14 protein-coding genes are annotated in these 19,027 nt (G+C 70.8%); 5 read left to right on the forward strand and 9 right to left on the reverse strand.

Features of this window, described 5'->3' with window-relative positions; genetic code table 11:
- The first annotated feature begins 30 nt into the window (after positions 1-30).
- From AB0M99_RS23350 to AB0M99_RS23370, 5 genes are all read left to right on the forward strand, one after another.
- Positions 31-798 (forward strand): BtpA/SgcQ family protein, encoded by a 768-nt coding sequence (locus AB0M99_RS23350; protein ID WP_365923483.1) that lies wholly within the window; start codon positions 31-33, stop codon positions 796-798.
- A 291-nt stretch (positions 799-1,089) separates the two neighbouring features.
- Complete coding sequence (locus AB0M99_RS23355) at positions 1,090-2,544, forward strand: cytochrome P450 (RefSeq protein ID WP_365923394.1); 1,455 nt, start codon at positions 1,090-1,092, stop codon at positions 2,542-2,544.
- A 2-nt stretch (positions 2,545-2,546) separates the two neighbouring features.
- Positions 2,547-3,560 carry an aminotransferase class IV gene (locus AB0M99_RS23360; protein WP_365923396.1) on the forward strand — a complete coding sequence of 338 codons (1,014 nt, stop codon included), beginning with the start codon at positions 2,547-2,549 and terminating at the stop codon, positions 3,558-3,560.
- On the forward strand, positions 3,557-4,141 hold the full coding sequence (locus AB0M99_RS23365; protein ID WP_365923398.1) for a hypothetical protein: 585 nt from the start codon (positions 3,557-3,559) through the stop codon (positions 4,139-4,141). Before AB0M99_RS23360 ends, AB0M99_RS23365 begins: the two co-directional genes overlap by 4 nt.
- A 9-nt stretch (positions 4,142-4,150) precedes the next feature.
- Complete coding sequence (locus AB0M99_RS23370) at positions 4,151-4,510, forward strand: non-heme iron oxygenase ferredoxin subunit (RefSeq protein ID WP_365923399.1); 360 nt, start codon at positions 4,151-4,153, stop codon at positions 4,508-4,510.
- A gap of 5 nt (positions 4,511-4,515) precedes the next feature.
- On the opposite strand, the gene AB0M99_RS23375 is transcribed toward AB0M99_RS23370, so the two are convergent.
- The 9 genes from AB0M99_RS23375 to AB0M99_RS23415 all read right to left on the reverse strand — a co-directional run bounded on the left by AB0M99_RS23375 (position 4,516) and on the right by AB0M99_RS23415 (position 18,996).
- Complete coding sequence (locus AB0M99_RS23375) at positions 4,516-5,745, reverse strand: benzoate/H(+) symporter BenE family transporter (RefSeq protein WP_365923401.1); 1,230 nt, start codon at positions 5,743-5,745, stop codon at positions 4,516-4,518.
- 10 nt (positions 5,746-5,755) lie between these two features.
- Complete coding sequence (locus tag AB0M99_RS23380) at positions 5,756-7,489, reverse strand: thiamine pyrophosphate-binding protein (RefSeq protein WP_365923403.1); 1,734 nt, start codon at positions 7,487-7,489, stop codon at positions 5,756-5,758.
- A gap of 9 nt (positions 7,490-7,498) precedes the next feature.
- Positions 7,499-8,872, reverse strand: coding sequence for a hypothetical protein (locus AB0M99_RS23385; protein ID WP_365923404.1), 1,374 nt, complete (start codon positions 8,870-8,872; stop codon positions 7,499-7,501).
- 13 nt (positions 8,873-8,885) lie between these two features.
- Positions 8,886-11,753 (reverse strand): peroxidase family protein, encoded by a 2,868-nt coding sequence (locus AB0M99_RS23390; RefSeq protein WP_365923405.1) that lies wholly within the window; start codon positions 11,751-11,753, stop codon positions 8,886-8,888.
- Between the two features lie 142 nt (positions 11,754-11,895).
- Positions 11,896-12,282: a hypothetical protein gene (locus AB0M99_RS23395; RefSeq protein WP_365923406.1), complete on the reverse strand. Its 387-nt coding sequence runs from the start codon at positions 12,280-12,282 to the stop codon at positions 11,896-11,898.
- Between the two features lie 43 nt (positions 12,283-12,325).
- Positions 12,326-13,669, reverse strand: a complete 1,344-nt coding sequence (locus AB0M99_RS23400; protein WP_365923408.1) for an ABC transporter substrate-binding protein — start codon at positions 13,667-13,669, stop codon at positions 12,326-12,328.
- A gap of 315 nt (positions 13,670-13,984) precedes the next feature.
- Positions 13,985-15,283, reverse strand: a complete 1,299-nt coding sequence (locus tag AB0M99_RS23405; protein WP_365923410.1) for a cytochrome P450 — start codon at positions 15,281-15,283, stop codon at positions 13,985-13,987.
- A gap of 45 nt (positions 15,284-15,328) precedes the next feature.
- Positions 15,329-18,103, reverse strand: a complete 2,775-nt coding sequence (locus tag AB0M99_RS23410) for a BTAD domain-containing putative transcriptional regulator (protein WP_365923412.1) — start codon at positions 18,101-18,103, stop codon at positions 15,329-15,331.
- Positions 18,104-18,447: 344 nt separating this feature from the next.
- Positions 18,448-18,996, reverse strand: a complete 549-nt coding sequence (locus AB0M99_RS23415) for a hypothetical protein (protein WP_365923414.1) — start codon at positions 18,994-18,996, stop codon at positions 18,448-18,450.
- Positions 18,997-19,027 lie beyond the last annotated feature (31 nt).

Below are 19,027 nucleotides of genomic sequence, written 5' to 3' on the forward strand. Positions count from 1 at the left end.
CTCCTCGGGCGACGCTTCGCACTGATCGGCATGATCCACCTGCTACCGCTCCCCGGTTCGCCGAGGTACACCCCGGAGCAAGGGATGGCCGCGGTGATCCGGCGGGCGACGGACGAGGCCCGGATTCTCGTCGAGAGCGGCTTCGACGCCCTGATCATCGAGAACCACGGCGATATCCCCTTCCTCAAGCCCGATGACATCGGCCCCGAGACCCCGGCGGCGATGGCCGTCGCCGCCGCCGAAGTGGCCCGCGCCGTGGAGGTTCCGCTGGGAGTCAACTGCCTGGCGAACGCCGTCGACAGGTCGTTCGCCGTCGCCGCCGCCGCGGGGGCCCGGTTCGTACGGTCCAACCAGTGGGTCAACGCCTACGTGGCCAACGAGGGGCTCGTCGAAGGGCGCGCGGGCCTGATGCTGCGCTACCGGCGGGCGATCGGCGCCGACCACGTCGCGGTATGGGCCGACGTACAGGTCAAGCTCGGCGCGCACGCCATCACGGCCGACCGCTCGCTGGCCGAACAGGCCAGGGACGCCGCCTGGTTCGACGCCGACGCCCTCATCGTCACCGGCGCCCGGCTCGGTGACGCACCCAAGGCCGCCGACCTCCGGGCCATCCGCGCGGCCACGGACCTGCCCCTGGTCGCCGGATCGGGCGTACGGGTCGACAACCTCGCCGACATCGTCCCGTACGCCGACGGCGCCGTCGTCGGCAGCTCGATCAAGGCCGGCGGTGTCTGGCACGGGCCCATCGACCGGGACGCGTGCGAACGGCTGTGCGCCGCGCGGGACGCCCTGGAGTGACAGCGTCACGACCGCAACCAGCCAACAACCGACGCGCCGTTGCGGGAATAGTTGAGGGCCTCATATATTTGACGGCGTCGTCGTGAAAGCGCGGGCCTGCACCCGCATTCGACGACCGTTGACGGGGGGACCGTGCGAGCCAATTCCGCGGCCGGGCACAACAAGCCGAAGATGACTCGATCTTCAGCTCCGAACCCAAGGAAGCTGCTCCCCCTGTGGGCCAAAGAGCCGCTGACGGGGGCGGGGCGAGTCGGTTCGCCGAGCCTGCCCTCATGAATTGAGGAGCAGATCATGAAGTCATTACCGTTAGTTCCGGCGGCAGTCGCGGGCGCCGCCTCCCTCACCTTCGCCGTGAAGGTGGCCCGCACGGTTCTCGACCGCAGGTACTACGAGAAGCAGGGCGTCGCCTTCGGCAGGACTTACCCGTTCATCGGTTCCGAGACGGACGTGTCCGGGCTCATCGGCCGGAACAAGACGCGGGACTATCTCTACCTGGACCGGCCGGCCACGGATTTCGTCGGCAGTATTCGCGGGTTCGACATCCAGCTGTACGCGGTGAACAGGCCGACGACAGACATCCTGGTCAACCCGGCGGTCACCGGAAAGTACATCGACCGGGACACACCCGCCCTGTACTCGTTCGGACAGCTCTCGCCGTCGGCGATGACCTTCCAGAAGATCACCACGGAGCATTTCGGCGACCGCAAGCGCAACCTCGGCAAGGGATTCGAGCAGACCCGGATCTCCGCGATCTCCAACCGGCGGGCGGCCGAGTTGTGCGGCGGGTTCACCGACGACGCGCCGCTCGACATGAAGCGCATCGCGGGCGACTACACCCGTGAGGTCATGGGGGAGTTCGTCTGGGGACAGGACGCGATGACGCTGACCGTGTCCTACAAGGACCACGACGGCAGCACGTCGCAGGTGCCCTTCATGTTCGCCCTGAACGAGACGTTCACCGGCCTGAGGTTCTACTCCAACCGCTTCTGGAACCGGGTCCACTTCCCGATGGCGACCTGGCCGGTCACCCGGGAGGCGCGACGACTCCAGTACAACATCAAACAGTTGCAGGAGCACCTGGCCGAGGTCCTGCAGGGAACCCCCGGGGCCGGAACGGTGTGGGAGCAGGTCGCCACCGGCAACGGGAAGCTCGGCATCCCGCTGGAGATCACGCGGGACGACCTCCTGACGGCCTCCATCGCCGGTCTGGACACGGTCCAGAACACCATCCTCGCCACCTTGTGGTACGTCCTCCTCCCGGAGAACGCGAAGTGGCGCGAGCAGATCACCTCCAGCAGCGGCGACCGCAAGGCGGAGCTGGTCGAGGCGTGCGTCAGCGAGACGCTGCGCCTCAGCCCCCCGGGCTCGGTCATCAACAACAAGGTCATCGACGACTTCGACCTGGAGGTCGAGGGGCGCAGGTACCGGCTGAAGACGGGTACCCGCGTGATGCCCAACATCCACGCACTGCACGCCATGTACGGAGCCGCCTTCCAGCCCGAGCGGTTCCTGCAGGAGGAGAAGGGGGCCGAGCCGTACGTGATGCCGTTCGGCAAGGGGCGCCGCAGTTGCCCCGGCCGCAACCTCGGCATGGTGATGGCGACGAACTTCGTCAGGCAGTTCCTCACCGACCACCCGGACGCCTGGATCGCCAACACCGCGGACAAGGACGTCCACTTCAACAACCTCTCGCACTCCCAGCTCATGGTCGTGACCACGGGCTCCTGCCCGGTCGGGCACTCCTAGGCATGGCGTGGGAGAACGGACACCCCTGGCTGCCCTCGGTCGCGGTGTCCCGGAGCGGGGGCGGGGAGTACGAGCCGCCCGCGCTGATGGCGAACGACGCCGGGAGCCTCGTCGAATTCAGTGCGGACGGGATCCAGTTCGGGTTCTCGGTCTTCGAGGGGATGCGCGCCTACGTCGCGGATCCGGCCCTCCTCGTCTTCAGAGCGCTCGACCACCACGCGAGGCTGCGGGCCTCGTGCACGGCGCTCGGGCTGCCCTGCCCGGCGTACGAGGTGTTCATCGAGGCCGTCGAACGGGCGGTGCGGGCCAATTGGGACGGGGGCGCGACGCGTCTGTACATCAGGCCCGTCGTCTTCGCGGCGGGCGGCGACGTCATGCCGCAGCGGAGCCGCAAGTACGTCTTCGTGGTCCTCGTGAAGAGGTTCGACCCCGTCCCGGAAGGCATGAGCGTCCTCGTCGAGGAGACCGTGCCGCGGACGCATCCGATGTTCGCCGGAGTCAAGACCGCCGGCAACTACACCAGCGCCGCACTGGCGATGCGCGGAGCGCACGAGGCGGGATGCGACACGATCCTGTGGCTCGACGGCGACGGCCGCCTTCAGGAATGCACCACCATGAACGTCTTCCTGTGCCTGGACGGCCGGATCGTCACTCCGAGGCTCGGCTCGATCCTGCCCGGCGTCACGCGCAGGACCGTCCTGGACCTGCTGGCCGAGACGGGGGAGCGCGTGGTGGAGCGGGACATCTGCATCTCGGAGGTCTCCGACGCGCTCACGCGGGGGCAGGAGCTGAGCATGTTCACGACCTCCACAGCACTGGGCATCCGCAGGGTGGAGCGCCTGCGGCTGGGCCCCGGCGACCACGTGCTCGACGGGAAGGTGCCGAGCGCCTGGAGCCGTATGGAGGAGCAGTACTCCGTGGTGACGCAGCGGTTCACGGAAGCGGACGACTCGTATTCGGCGATCACGTCGCGTTCTCATCGCGGCGATCTCTCGCGACGGATTGGATCGAAGTGATTGTCCTCCTGGCGCAGGGCCCGTTGCACACGCGGTTCGGCGATTTCACCGAGTACCTCTTCTACGACGGCCAGAGCGAATCGATCGCGATCGTCAAGGGCGGGATCCAGGGCGGGGAAGACGTGCTCTGCCGGGTCCATTCGCACTGCACGACCGCGCACGTGTTCAACGGCATCGAATGCGACTGCCGGGAACAGATGGCCATGGCGCAGGAAAAGATCGAGCAGGACGGCGCCGGCCTCGTCATCTGGATGGACCAGGACGGCAAGGGAAACGGCCGCATGGCCGAACTCCTCACCGCCCGGCTCAGGGGCGAGGGCGTCGCGCAGACCGAGGCCTACGCGCAACTGGGATTCAAACGGGACGCGCGGTCATTCGACCGGGCGGCAGAGATCCTCAAGTTCTTCAAGGTGGGCTCGGTCAGGCTGATGTCCAACAACCCCGAGAAGGCCGGCGGTCTGCGCGAATGCGGAATCGTGGTCTCCGGCACGGTGAATCTGACGGTCGTTCCGGACAACCCGCTTCTGCACAAGACGTACCGCGACAAGGTCCAGTACCAGAACCACTCGATCGAGCTCTGAGGAGAGGAAATGGCCGCCGAGCCGATCAAAGTGTGTGACCTGTCCGACCTGTCCACGGAGAAGGGCCACCGGGTCACATCCGTGTCACCGCCCCTCGCGGTCTTCCTCACGGAGGACGGCGCGGTGCACGTGCTCGACGACAGTTGCACCCATCAGGACGCGGCGCTGTCGGACGGCTGGGTCGACGACTGCGTGGTGGAGTGCCCGCTGCACATGTCCCGGTTCGATCTGCGCACCGGAGCGGTGGACGCCTCGCCCGCGGAGCTGCCCGTGCGGGTGCACGCGGCCGAGGTCGTCGGCGGGGAGGTCTGGGTGACGCTGTCGCGGGAGGCCCCGAACCTGCCTCCGGGCGTCAGGTCCCGTTCGTAGCGGGGTCAGGTGGGGCAGCTCGGCGGCCGGGCCGGTTCGTCCTCGGCGGGCGCCGCTCCGGAGCCCCACGGCGTCGCCGTGAACGCCAGCCGGATCAGGAGTCCGGCGGCCAACGCCCAGAAGGCCGAGCTGACCCCCGCCAGAGTCGTGCCGGAGGCGGCGACCACGAAGGTGACGGTCGCCGCCGTCCGGTCCGCCGGCGGGAGGGAGCCTCCGGACCCGGCGATCGCGGCGGTCAGCGCATGACCGAGCGTCCCGAGCAGCCCGAGACCGGCCACGGTGCCGACCACCTCCGGCGGGGCCGCGGCGAGGAAACTGGTGAGCGCCGTGGTCCCCGCGGCGATTCCCAGATAGGTGACGCCGAAGGCCTGGGACGAGATCCACCGCCGTGCCGGGTCCGGGTGCGCCTCCGGCGAGGCGGGCAGGGCCGCACTGATCGCGGCGAGGTTGACGGCGTGCCCGCCGAACGGCGCGGCGAGGACACTGCCGAGTCCGGTCGTTCCCATGGCCGCGCGCCACGGCACCCGGTAGCCGAAGGAACTCATGATCGCGACCCCGGGCACGTTCTGCGCGGCCATCGTCACGACGTACAGCGGGAGGGCGATGCCGGCTACCGCGGACCAGGTCGGCTGCGGCGCCGTCAGGGCGAGTTCCGGCAGCCACGGCCCGTGCAGGCCGTCGCCACGGGCCGCGAGCAGGCCGACGACCAGCACCGTCGCCCCGAAAGCGGCCGGGATCGCCCACCGCGGAGCGGTCACGACCGCGACGAGCCAGGTGACGAGGATCGGCGCGACCTCCCAGGGGTGGGAGCCGAGAGCCTTGACGGGGACCAGGCAGATCTCCAGGAGGACGCCGGCGAGCATCGCCTGGGCGATCGGCGCCGGGATCGCCGCCACCAGGGCGCCGAGGCGTGGCCACAGGCCGGTGAGGACCACCAGGCCGCCCGCGATCAGGAACCCGCCCACCGCCGCCGGCCAGCCCCCGGCCAACTGGCCCGCGCTCGCCAGCACGGCGGCACCCGGCGTCGACCAGGCCAGGGTGACCGGCATGTGAGAGCGCCGGCTCAGCCACAGCGTGCCGAGTCCGAGCGAGACGCAGAGTGCGACCAGGCCCGAGGTCGCCTGGGCCGGGGTGGCACCCACCGCGCGCAGGCCCGTCAGGACTGCCGCAAAGGTGCTCGTGTAGCCGATGAAGGCGATCGCGACCCCGGTGACGACAGGCTGTCCTCGTTCCACCCGCGGAACACTACCCAGGTTGGGCGCTCTCCGGGCGATCGGTCCGCAAGCGCGCTTCGAGGGTCTCGACGAGACCGTCGATCACGCCGTCGGGCGACGGGCTGTAGTGCGGCACGGCCCATCGGGTGATCCTGGCGTCGATGACCGTGGGACGGCCGGAGGCCAGTGCCGCGGCGAACGCCTCCTCGAACTCGTCGAGCGTCTCCACCTGGTAGCCGTCCGCGCCGCATGCGCGCGCGTACGCGGCGAAGTCCGGGTTCTGGAACTCGACGAGGGCGGACTCGGCGTAGGTGACGAGCTGGAACAGTTTGATCAGCTTGAACTGCCCGTCGTTGAAGATCACCCAGATGACGGGGATCTCGTGCTCCACGGCGGTCATCAGCTCGAACCCGGACAGCGAGTAGCAACCGTCGCCGCAGCCGACGACGACGGTCCGGTCCGGGTGGGCGACCTTGACGCCGATGGCCCCGTTCACGTGCCCGGCCATGGGCCCGAACGAGCCCGCCTTGCGGAAGTTCTGCCCCTGTTCGAGCTCCACGTAGTACCCGAGCCACGCCAGATGGGCGCCCGCGTCCGCGAGCAGGATGCCCCGGGGCGGCAGCATGCGCCCGATCGACTGCGCGAGTTCCCCGGGGTGGATCTTTCCCGTCAGGTGGACGATCTTCCGGGCCTCGTAGTCCCGGCCGTCGACCTCGACCGCCGGCACTTCGCCGACCGTCCGCTCCAGCGCCTCGGTCAGGGCGGCCACCGCGGGACGCGCGTCGGACAGGAGGGCGTGGTCGGGCCGGTACGCCTTGCGGAACTCGCCCTCGGAGATGTTCACGTGGATCAGCAGCTTGTTCTCGAACAGGTCCTCGCGGTAGTTGAACGTCGCGTGCTGATTGAGGGAGTTGCCGATGCACAGGACGACGTCGGCCTCGCGGAAGGCCTTCCAGGCACTGGAGTGGCCGCTGTCGGCGAACACCCCGACCGCGAGCGGATGGCCCTCGGACACGATGCCCTTGCCGTCCAGGGTGGTGAGCAGCGGGATCTGGAACCGCTCGATCAGCCGCTCGATCTCCGGGCCCGCCCCGCTGCGCACCGCACCGAAGCCGACGAGCGCCACGATCCGCTTCCCCCGGGCCATGGCGTCCGCCAGCACGGCCGCGATCTCCGCCACCCGCGCCGGGTCCGGCAGGACCGGCTTCACGTCGAGCTTCAGCGGCCGGAAGTTCGTGACCTCGACCCCGCGGTGGGTCAGGTCCTCGGGCACGTGGATGTGCACGGGCCCGGGCCTCCCCTCGAAGGCGGTGTTGACCGCCTCCTCCAGGACGTCGCAGGTATCGGCGATGTCGGTGAGCAGGAAGGACTTCTTGGTCGTCGCCGCGAACATGGCCTGGGAGTCGGGCGTGCGGTTCAACCCCGAGGTCTCGTTGAGCGAGCCCCACCCGCGCCATTCCCTGCTCGCGTACCCCGACACGGCCAGCACCGGATACGAGTCGGACATGGCCACGGCCAGCCCCGAGAACAGATTGAACGCACCCGGACCGGCCGTCGCGAAGCAGAAGCCCAGCCGGTTGGTGTACATGGCGTAGCCGCACGCCATGAAGGACGCCGCCTGCTCGTGCCGTGTGATGATCGGCCGGATCTTCTGCGAATGCTTCAGCGCCAGCATCAGCCCCGCCGCGTTCTCCCCGGCACCGCCGAAGGCCGCCCGTACCCCGACGCCTTCCAGCCCCTTGACGATGGCCTCGTAGACTCTCATGGGTCTCCCTCATCCCTCCCAGCGCGACGCGTGCCGACGGTGGGCTTCGGTCAGGCCGCTCTGGAAGAACCGGTCGTAGTACTCGGTTTCGACGTGGTGCGCCTGAAGCCAGACGCCGGGCACGTGGATGGCATCGGTGTGCGCCGGGAACCGCCCGTGCGTCTCGTGGATGTACACGCAGATGTCCCGCGCGCAGTCGATCACCTGCCGGTCGTACTCACTGGCCTCGGCGAGGTAGCGGGCCGCGTAGTCGTCCTTGTAGATGCGGGTGAACAGGTCCTTGTCCGCATAGATGCCGCCCTCCCCGAACTTGGCGCGGATGACCGAGTCGACGGCGTCGCCCATCGACGGGTAGTTGGGCGGGCAGGCGCTCTTGATGAGGTGTTCACCGCCGGCCCGCAGCCCCACCGGGTGCGCGCGCAGTTGTGCGTACTTCGGCAGCGGCACCTGCCAGCGCAGGACGTCGGCGGGGCGGAACTTCGGCGTGACGAAGTCGAAGCCCAGCATGCGGCCGTAGGCGCGGGAGAACTTCGGGTCGCCCAGCATGATCTGGGGGCTGATCGTCGCGTGGATCCAGGCACCGAGCCCCATGGCGTCCGCGACCAGCATCATGTTCTGGAGCAGCAGGTCGGCCTCGACCTGGGTGCGCATCGGCCCCAGCGCTCCGAGCGGCAGCTTGATGTCGGGGTTGAGGAAGCCGTTCTTCACCCACTTCCGCACCCCGGCCGGGCGGTAGAAGCTGCGGTCGTCGACGACCGTGGGCCGGGCCCCCTCGGGCTGGGTCAGCAGGTACATCAGCGCGTTGATGTACTGGTGGGAGAGGTCGACCACCGGCAGGAAGAGCGTGGTGCCCGGGAGGTTGGACAGGAAGCGGTTGGAGTCGAGGTACGCGGGGAAGTCGCGCATCCCCTCGGCGACGTCCAGACGGTGCTCCAGCACCCGAACCTTCGACTGGCGCGCACGCTCGATCAGCGTGTCGGGACCGAAGGAGTGGTCCTTCGAAGGGGGCAGCTTGCGCAGGTAGTACGTGCCGCTGTCGTTGATCATGAAGAAGTGGGTGGCCTGCGCGTTGTCGGGACTGCCCGCGGTCCGCCCCGTCATGTTCAGGTTCGGCTTGGCCATGATGGGCTTGTGGTCGCGCGGGTCGTCGAAGGGCCGGTCGGGCATGGTGAGTCCCGATGAGCCCGTGAGGGCGATGAGCACCGCCTCTTCGAGCTCGCTCAGCGGCTCCGGCCGGTTCTCGGACCGGTGGCTCATCGACCCGGCGGGCACCGAGGCGCCCTTGCTGACGCGGTGGGTGCGCCGTCTGAAGACCGTCTCCCACAGCGGACGGGAAAGGAGGTCCTCCAGGCCGGGGTGGACTGCGTCGTCGGATGCGGACATGGCCTTCCCCCGTTCAGCCGCGGCCGGCGCCGTTGTTGTTCCGGACGGGCTGGACCGCGCGCCAGGGCGCGAACGCGCTCGCCCCGCGCGGCAGGATGCCCGCCAGCTCGGGACAGTGCCGCAGGATGACGCTCGTCATGCCGTTGCGTTCGATCCAGTCCATGCCCAGGGGCGTGTAGACCTCCGGCCGGAAGTCGACCGTCAGGAAGCGGTCGCTCTGCAACCGCCGGCTCGCCATCAGGATGAAGACGCGGAAGGCGGTGTCGCTGAAGCCGAACCCCGAGGGCGGGTTCTCGGCGAACAGCCCCACCACGGTGTCGATGTCGTCCACCGAGCGGTACACGTCCCGCAGCCGCGCGACCGTGTCGGGATCGGAGGAGAGGTCCTCGAAGCGCCGGATCCGCGGCTTGTGCAGGCCGGCGCGGAAGTCGTTGTAGCGCGGGACGCCGCGGCGCCGGGTGCGCACCAGGTCGACCACGGATAGGTCGATCACCTCGCCGTCCCGTTCGAAGGCCTGGAGCGCACGCGGGAAGTTGTGCAGGGTGATCGCGCCCGGGTGGGCGATGCCCAGCGAGTACAGGGTGTTCACCAGTCCGGTCTTGCGGATGAACGGCTCCGCGGCGGCGCCCTGGACGTCCTTGAAGCCCACGGTGTCGAGCCGGCGGCCGAAGCGGTGGTCGACGAGCTCGTAGTCGTCGGGGATCAGGGGGTGCATCCGGTAGACGGTGACGAACTCCTCGGTGAGGGAGTACGGGGCGCCGTGGTGGTCGGGCAGGGTCTTGGGGATGCCCTCCCGGCCGTTCGCCTCCAGCAGCCAGATGCCCAGCTGGTCCAGCCAGTTCTTCGGCGGCCCCTGCCAGTTGGTCTTCATGCCGATGTCGAGCGTCTTGGTGGCGAGGATCGCGGGCGTCCACTCGACCGTGTGGATCTTCGCGATCAGGGCGGAGACGACCAGCCGGGCCGTGTGGTAGACCCGGTCCTCGTCCATGTGCGGGTACTCGCGGCGCAGGGCCTCGCACACGGCGTTGTGCTCGCGGGCGAACAGGGTGTGCATGGCGCTGAGGCCGAACCACCAGCTGTCGGTGAACCCGGTACGGGGGACTCCGTCCGCGCCGGCCGGCAGGTGCCCGTCCTCCAGCCGGAGCCCGGCGCCGCCATTGGCCTCGCGGAGCGACATCGCGACGGAGATGTCGCCGCCGTACACCTCCGAACCGTCCCACCAGTGCGAGACGTTGCTGGCGAACAGGATCGGCGACCCCTCGCCGCCGGGCGGAACCACCGCCTCGTCCGCGCCGAAGCGCATCACCTTCTCCTGCGGTCCGCCCGGGGTGTTCTGCCAGGTCTCACCGGGCGGCAGCGGCACCTCGACGCTCTTGACGGTGACCGGGAACCTCTTGTGCTGCACCCAGTCGTGCACCTGGAACTGGATCCACGCGGCGGCGATGATGTTCAGCGAGGTCGCGGGGATGAACGCGTCACGCCGGAGCAGTTCCCTGCTGACGGTGACCGGGTTGGGCGTGTCGAACCGGTCCGGGCGGTACACGGGCGCCATGGTGCGCCCGAACGTCGCGCCGACGGCGCCCATCAGCGGCGCCGACAGGTCGTTGTGGGTCCCGTTGTAACTGCGCCTGACCAGCAGGTCCTCGTCGAGCGGGGCGCCCACCGGCTCGGCCTTGGGCGGAGCCTCGTGGAGGTCGGTGTCGATGAGGTTGTGCCGGCGCAGGGTCTGCCGGAAGGCCATCAGGTTGAGCAGACCGAGGGGGGTGGGCAGCCGGTGCCACGGGACGACGCGGTTCACGGTGCGGAAGGAGGCCCGCAGCGGCGCCCCGAGCAGGACGTTGCGCCGCGGCTCGACGGTCAGGAAGCGGTGGCCCAGGCGGTGGGCGCTGCTCGCCTCGTAGGCGAGCTTGCGGGCCCGGTTGAGGTTGCCCAGGGGGCGGAAGTCATCCGTGGTGTGCCAGGGGTTGAACGCCAGCAGGTCGACCCGTGCCGCGCAGGCGCGCGCCTCGGCGGTGTGGATGTCCTGGGCCGGGACGGTCAACGTGGCCACCGGCACGACGGGTGCGTCCTCCTCCCGCCACTCGGCCGCGCCGTCCTCGACGGAGGTGCGCCGGTCGTCCACGTAGCGCTGTACGCAGAGTTCGAAGACGACGTCCGCCTCGCGCAGCCGCTGCGAGAGCTCGCGCCGCAGCCGATCGGGATCGGTGGGCGCAACCGCCTGGGCGGGGGCGGCGTCCGCGGCGGGCCGCAGCTGATAGCGCACCGGTCCGGCGTCGCCCCACAGGATCGCGCCGCGGCTCCAGTACGTCTCCAGCGCCAGGCTGGACACCGCGCGGTCGGTTCCTGCGACGACGTTGCGCCGCATGCGGGTGGCGGTGGGCCAGCCGACCGCCAGGGGCAGCTTGACGAACAGGGCGAACCCCTTGCCGAGCCGCGAGTCGGCACCCGCCATGGCCTTGGCGAAGGCGACGAACTCACTCGCGTCGCGGGCGTGCGAGACCGGAAAGCTGGTCATCAGCAGGTCGTGGGTCTCGTTGTTGCCGACATCCACCCGCAGCGCCGCCCCGCGCAGATCGGGCGCGGAGTCGGGTTGGCGCGCACCGCTCGCGTTGGACAGCCGGACCGTGACCGGGTACGCGGCTCCGGGCTGGGCGAAACCCGCCCGCAGGGCCTCGGGCAGGTCGTCGTGGAACTTCAGACGGGCGTTCTCGACGCCGAGGACCGCCTTGGCATGGAAGGTCCGCCCGAGGGCGGGGGCGCCGCTGCGCTTCTTCACCTTGAGCTGTACCCGCAGGAGGTCCCTTGCGAGTCGCTCGAAGAGCAGCCGTTCCGCCTCCGGGCTGCCGCCGACGTATCGCTCGTACCGCTCGATCTCGTCCATGCGAGCCTCTTCGCGAAGGTGGGGGTTTGCGTGCACTCCGTACGAGGCTGCCCCACGGCCGGGGCGGTGTCGTGCGGAGCGGGGCAGACGGGCGAACGCCCCCACCGTGCGGCTGGGGGGTGTCTGGGCGGCCAGGCACCCCCTAGTGCTGTGGCCGGTGCGCCGCCGCCGCGGCCGCGAGGCGCTCGCGCTTCACCTCGTCGTAGTCGGCCAGGGCCCGCGCGTCGCCCCGGTGGTATTCGCTCCAGAACCCGGGGCGCTGCCAGCGGGCGTCCGTGAGCCGGGTGTGGCCGTCGGCGATGACCATCGTCCAGCCCGGCGGTACGCCGGTGTCCACGGTCTCGAAGTCGGCGGGATCCCAGAGCAGCCCGGGGTCGGGCGCGTCCGGGCCGAGCACGCGGATCTGGCAGTCGATGTCGTGGGCGACCATCTCCACGACCGCGTACACACCGCCCACCCGGATCCCGTCGAACTCCGCGACGGGGACGTCGGCGTCAGGGTGGATGATCTTCAGGCACCGGACCAGCATGGGAGAAGTATCTCCGGAGAAAGATCGCCCCCGTGCTGGCGCGCTATTTCGTCTTCGCGATGTCCGTGTCGATCTGCCCGGCGGTCTTGCGCAGGCCCGCCTGGAGGTCGGCCACGTCGCCCTTCTCGTGCGCGTACCCGAAGTCCTGGAGCGTGAGCTGGTACTGGCCGCCGTCCGGCTGCGCCTCGACCGTGCCGGACTTCGGGTGGCGGGAGATGTCCAGGAACGTGCGGAACGCGGGGTCGGGGTCCAGTGCGGGCGAGTTCTGCGCCTCGAAGGTCGACGGCACGTTGTGCAGGGCGTTGGCGAGCGACACCACGGCCTCGGTGTCCGTGGTCATGTACCGCACCAGCTCCCACGCGGCCTGCTGGTGCCGGCTGCCGGCCGAAAGCCCGATGACGGTGCCGCTCACGTAGCCCTTGCCGTGCTCGTCGATGCGGTCGTCGGGGACCGGCAGCGGCGCGGTGCCGATCTCGAACCGCGCGCCGGCGTCCCTGGCCATCGCCAGCCGCCACTCGCCGTCCAGCTGCATCGCCACCTGCCCCTTGTGGAAGGGGTGGTCGGGTCCCCATTCGTCACCGAAGGAGGACCGGTACTTCTCCAGGCGCTGGAAGCCGCCCAGGCGGTCGACGAGCTGCTTCTGGAAGGTGTACATCTGCGCGAAGGCCGGCTCCTGGGCGATGGCCGACTTCCCCGCGCCGTCGAAGTACTTAACCGGCCCCCACTGCGCGGCGTAGTGCATCGGGGTCGTCTCGTACCCGTGGAAGGTGGGCATGAAGCCCAGCCGCTCGTAGCCGTCGCCCTTCACCGCGGTCAGCCTCTCCGCGACCTCTGCGAACTGGCTCCAGGTCTTCGGCGGCTCGCTGATGCCGGCCGCCTTGAAGGCGTCCTTGTTGTAGTAGAGGCCGTACGCGTCGGTCAGCAGCGGCAGCGTGCACTGGTCGCCCTGGTACTGGGTGTACCGCAGCAGGTTCTGCGGAATCGTCTTTTCCTTGTCCACGCCCGCCTTCTCGAAGAAGGGATCGAGGTCGGCGAGGACCCCCGACGCGCAGAACCTGCCCACGTTGTCGGTGGAGAAGGAGGACACGACGTCGGGTGCCTTGGCGCCGCCGGCGCGCAGCGCCTGGTTCAGCTTGTCGTCCGACATGTTGCCGGTGACCTTGACCTTGATGTCCGGGTGGTTCTTCTCGAACCGGGCGATGGTCTCCCGGATCGCCTTGAGCTCGTGCGGCGCGTTCCAGCCGTGCCAGAACTCGATGGTGGTCGCCCCGGCGCGGGCGTCCTGGCCGGGAGTACCGCCCTGACCGGTACAAGCACTGGTCAGTGCGAGCGCGGCGACGGCCGCCGTTGCGGTGAGGACGTGACCGAACGGCCGGTTTCCACGCATGGGGGAGGTTCTCCTGCAGGCTGTGAGACGTACTGATCCCGCGAGGGGGGAAGCACCCCGGCCCCCGTCAGGGAACGCAACACTACCGGCCTCGGTTCCAGGAGGTCCCGGCGCCGCTCAGGGGGATGGACGGCACCGGGACCCGCTCCGCGCCGACTCCCACGGGGGGGGCAGGAGGCGGCGCGGAACCCTGCGGCCCGCGCAGCTCAGGGGAATGGACAGCGCGGGCCTTCCGGAAGCGCCGCCCTCCCCGACACACGGTCCGACGGCACCTCCAGTCACACCAGGGGGAACGCGCCGTGCCCGTCGGCCGGTTCAGCGTCCGGAAAAATTCCGGGAAACCGCTGTTCGGACCGGGCCGGCGGACTCCGCCCGGGCCCGGGGGCCGTAGGCCGCGGACAGCACGCGAGGCCCCCAGGACAACCTGGCGGGGCCGATGTGGAGACGGTCCAGTTCGAAGGTGCCGCAGCGGGCGAGCAGCTCGCTGAAGACGATGCGCACCTCCAGGCGGGCCAGCGCCGCGCCCGTGCAGAGCGTGGCACCCTCCCCGAAGCCCACGTTGGTGGCGCTGTTCGGGCGTCGCAGATCGAACCGGTCCGGGGCGTCGAACTGCCGGTGGTCCCGGTTCGCGGCCCCCCGCAGCAGGGCCACCCGCGAGCCGGCCGGGATCCGGACCCCGTGCAGCACGATGTCCTGCGCCGCCTCGCGCAGGCTGTACTGGGTGGTGCTGTAGTAGCGCAGGGTCTCGTCGGCGAGGTTGTCCAGCAGCCCGGGCTCGTCCCGCAACTCCTCCTGCTGGCCGGGGTTCTCGCACAGCGCCCGCATGGCGTTGGAGATCAGATCGGTGACGTTCTCGAATCCGGCCACCAGCAAGGTGAAGGCCAGGGAGAGCAGCTCGTCCTCGGTGAGCCGCGCGCCGTCCTCCTCGGCGACCCGCACGAGGTCGCTGATCAGCCCGGGCGGCAGCGGCCGGCCACGCCTCAGCAGGCCGCGGCGCTCACCGATCAGCGCGGTGAAGTAGCCCTCGAACGCCCCGCTCCCGTCGACCGCGAGCATCTTCTCCGCGTCGGTGGGGACGGGTCCGCCGAGCGGCAGCACCTTGTGGGTCCATGCGAGGAACGGGGAGCGGTCCTCCGGCGGGATGCCGAGGAACTCGCAGACGACGAGGAACGGCAGAGGACGGCCCAGGGCGGGGACGAGGTCGAGCACGCCGCCCGCCGGGTCCAGCTCCGCCCGGTCCAGCAGTTCCGCGCAGAGCTCCTCGATACGGGGGACCATCTGCTCGACGCGCCCGCGGGTGAAGGTGCGCAGGACCAGGCGCTTGAGCCGGCCGTGGTCGGGGTCGTCCACGACGAGCAGGCTGGACCCGAGGATCCGGTACAGCGCGGTGCCCTCGAACTGCTCGAACGCGTCCGACAGCGCCCTGCCCCGGATCAGCTTCGTCCGGTCCCGCCCCAGGGTGGCGATGTCCTCGTACCGGGACAGGAAGAACAGCCCGGTCTGCGGGCTGAAGTGGACGGGGCTGTCCTCGCGGAGTTCCCGGTAGGAGGGATACGGGTCTTCCGCGACGCCCGGGGCGTACGGGTCGAACCCGTCCGGGTGCAGGTTCCTCATGACAGGAGGAACGGGCCCCGTACCGCCCGGGTTCACGCAGGCCCCTCAGAGCGGGTCCTGCGCACCCTCCTCCAGCCGGCCGCGCAGACGCTGTGCGGCCTGCCGCTTCTCCTCGGCCTCCGCCCTCAGGCCGAGCCGCTCCAGCACCTCCGCCAGGTGCCCCAGCACCTTCATCTCACCGGCGACGAACTTCTCCGCACGGGCCGCGGCGAGCCCCTCCTCCAGCAGTTGCAGGGCCGCCCACGGGTCCCCGGTCCGGCACAGCGACACCCCCTGCACATCGCACAGCAGCACCTCCATCAGACCGCGCGTACCGGGCATCAGCCGGGCCCGCTCGGCGTGGATCAGGGCCCGGTCGGGCAGACCCTCGTCCAGGTACAGCCGCGCCATGTGGTGCAGGGCGAGCGCCGCCGTGCCGTAGTCCCGGATGTGCTCGGAGACCTTCGCGGCCTCCTCGTACACCGCCACCGCGTCCTCGAAGGTCCCGCACGCGGCGTGGGCCAGGCCCAGGTTGATCAGCGCCTGTGCCAGATCGCAGTCGTCGCCCGTCCCCACGGCCAGCTCCCGCGAGCGCTCCAGGAGCGGGATCGCGTCCTCGGCCCGGCCCGCCTCGACGGTGGCCCAGCCCAGCAGGTTCGCCACCCGGGTCTCCGCCCTCGGATCACGGGCCGCCCGGGCGGCGCGCAGGCCGTGGGTCACCACCGGAATCCAGTTGCGGTGGCTCTGCCACGTCAGCAGCGGCCACACCAGCACGGTCAGGCGCCAGGCCCGGTCCGCCTCACCCGCACGGGTGGCGGCCTCGATGGCCGCGCACAGGTTGGCCGCTTCGGCCGCGTACCAGTCGAGCACCGCGCGGCGGTCACCGAGCCGGGGCAGGGCCTGCGGCTGCTCGCACCAGTCGGGCAGATCGCAGCAGGGCCGCCCGGAGGGGTCGTACACGCGGGAGGCCGCGTACGCCGTGTGCACGTAGAAGTCGAGCAGGCCGCGCAGCCGGTCGCCGCGCCCCTCGGCCGCGTACTCGCGGGAGAACAGCTGGACGAGGTCGTGGCAGGAGTACCGGCCGATCGAACGTTCTTCGATCAGGTGGGCGCTGGCCAGTACGCCCAGTGCCCGGCGGGACGTGGCGAGCGGTATCCGGCACGCGGCCGCGATGGCATGGGCGGTGAAGTCGCCGCCGGGCACCACGCCGAGCGCCGTGAAGACCGCCTGCGCCTCGCTGTCGAGAGCGCGGACGCTCAGGGCCAGGGCCGCGGTGATGTCGGCGTCCTCGATCGAGAGCGCGGCGAGGCGCTGCTGCTCGTCGCCGAGTTCGTCGGCGACCGACCTCAGCGACCAGCGGGGATGCGCCACCAGCCGGGCTGAGGTGATCCGCAGCGCGAGCGGCAGGCCGCTGCACAGCCGGACCAGTTCCGCGGCGGCCTCGGCCTCCCGCTCGATGCGGTCGTCGCCGAGCGCGGCCCGCAGCAGGGCCAGGCCGTCGTCCTCGCCGAGCAGGCCGACCGGCACCGGGGCCGCACCGTCGAGGGCGAGCAGCCCGTCCAGGCGGAGCCGGCTGGTGACGATGGTCGCCGACCCGCCGCCCGCCGTCAGCAACGGGCGGACCTGCGCGGACTCGCGGGCATCGTCCAGCAGGATCAGCAGCCGGCGCTGCGCCAGCATCGAGCGGTACAGGGCCTGCGCGGCGGCCGGGTCGTCGGGAATGGAGTGCTCCGGCAGACCCAGGGCCGAGAGGAACCCGCTGATCACCACGGACGGTTCCACCGGCGTCGAGCCGTCGAACCCGTGGAGGTCGGCGAACAGCTGCCCGTCCGGGTAGTCGTCGGCGTGCGCGTGGGCCCAGCGCAGGGCGAGGGAGGTCTTGCCCACCCCCGCCTGACCGACGACCAGGGCGAGTCCCGAGGAGTCCGGGGCCAGCGCGCGCTCCAGGCAACGGAACTCGTCCTGCCGCCCGACGAAACCGGCCGGGGTACGGGGGAGCTGCGCGGGGTGGACCCGCAGGGGGGCGGGTGCCGGCCGGGGCGCGGCCTCGGACGGGGACGACGCCGATCCGGTGGGCTGCCGGGGTACGACCGCCGGCGACCGCTTGTCGGGAGCGGGGGGCATCCTGCTGAGCAGGTCGGTGAAGACCCTCTGGAGCTGCGGACCGGGTACGACGCCGAGGTCCGCCTTCAGCAGCTCGCGCGTCGCGTGGTAGAGGTGCAGCGCCTCCGACTGCCTGCCCTCCTGCTGGTGGCAGAGCATGAGCAGCCGCACCAGGGATTCGCGCAGCGGGTTCTCCTCCACCGCCTCGGCCAGCCGGGCCAGGGCCAGCTCCCCCCGCCCGGTCCGCAGCAGCCGCTCGCCCAGCAACTCCACGGCGTGCAGCCGCGTCTGCTCCAGCCGGGTCCCCGCACCCCCGCGCAGCGCCTGCGACTCGCAGTCCTCCAGGGCCGGCCCGCGCCACAGTCCCAGGGCCGCGTCCAGCAGGCGGATGCCCTCGTCGTCCGAGGCCTCCTGGGACGCCGTCACCAGGTCCTGCATGTGGTGCACGTCCACCCGGGCCCGGTCCGCCATCAGCGCGTAGCCGGGGGCCTTGGTCACGAGCGTGATCGTGTCGTCGAAACGGCTGCGCAGGCAGGCGACATGCCCCTGGAGCGCCGCCTTGGCGCTCGGCGGCGGCGCCTCGTCCCAGACCAGGTCGAGCAGTCGCTCCACCGGCACCACCCGGTTGAGGTTCAGGGCGAGGGCGGCCAGCACGGCTCTGCGCCTGGCGCCGCCGAGGGGTATGGACTCGCCGTCGTCGGAGCGCAGCTCCGACGGCCCCAGGAGCAGCAGTCTCATGTTCCCCACCCTTACCAACCGATGCACGAAGCACGTGGAACCGGCCCGGGCGTACGGCACTTGCAGGTGCCCGGGCGTCTCGGGGTGGTGCCGGCGGCAGCGCTTGGTCACGGCGCCGGTTCGGCAGGAGTTCAGGCCAGTGGCCGGATAACCGCTGATTCTGAGCCAAACCGCCCCGAGGTGAGTCGAGGCTAGCCCATTTCGGACGCATGTCCCGCAGCGCCCTCCGGTTCGACCGACTCCAGCGGCGCCAGGTGAACTCAGGGCGAATTCGCGGTGTCGGCAAATGCTTCTACAGGTGAACCTCCGTGGTGTCGCACCAGGTCGGATCCGCAGGACGGGAATCACCAGGGGCTGCTGCCCGTGGTCGGCCCGTGGGAAGTGCCGCGGGCGGGCGAAGCCGCGGGGGGCGCGGTGAAGGAGGGGCCCGCCGACGAGGACGAGGTGCGCGACCGGGTCGGGCCGGCGGAGGGGCGGTGGGCGAGGCCGCCGGACGAGGACTCGGTGGCCGACCGGGCCGGGGCGTCGAGATCACGACCGGCGACGTGACGCTCCGTCGGCTCCTCGGCCCACTCCAGGCGCAGCACCAGGTTGCGCTCGTGCTGGTTCCGGGCCCAGTCCACGTCCTTGCTGTGGATGGTCTGCGTACGGATCCCGTCCGAGGTCTCCCAACGGCTCTTGACCGCACGGATGTTGGGCCGCCAGGTGCCCTCGTACTGGTGCTCCAGCTCCAGGTGCCAGCTCCGGGCCTCGATGTAGCGGGCCGCGCCCACCGTGCCCGGGATCACGATCCGGGCGCCGCCCGCGCCGGAGACGGCGACCACGGCGCGCTGGGGCCAGGCGGCGTCGACGCCGATGACGGTGATCCGGCAGGGGCCCTCGTACCAGGCCATTGATTTCCTCCAGTTGGGTGGGGGTCTCGGG

This window comes from Streptomyces sp. NPDC051183, from assembly GCF_040682455.1.
Lineage (GTDB): Bacteria > Actinomycetota > Actinomycetes > Streptomycetales > Streptomycetaceae > Streptomyces.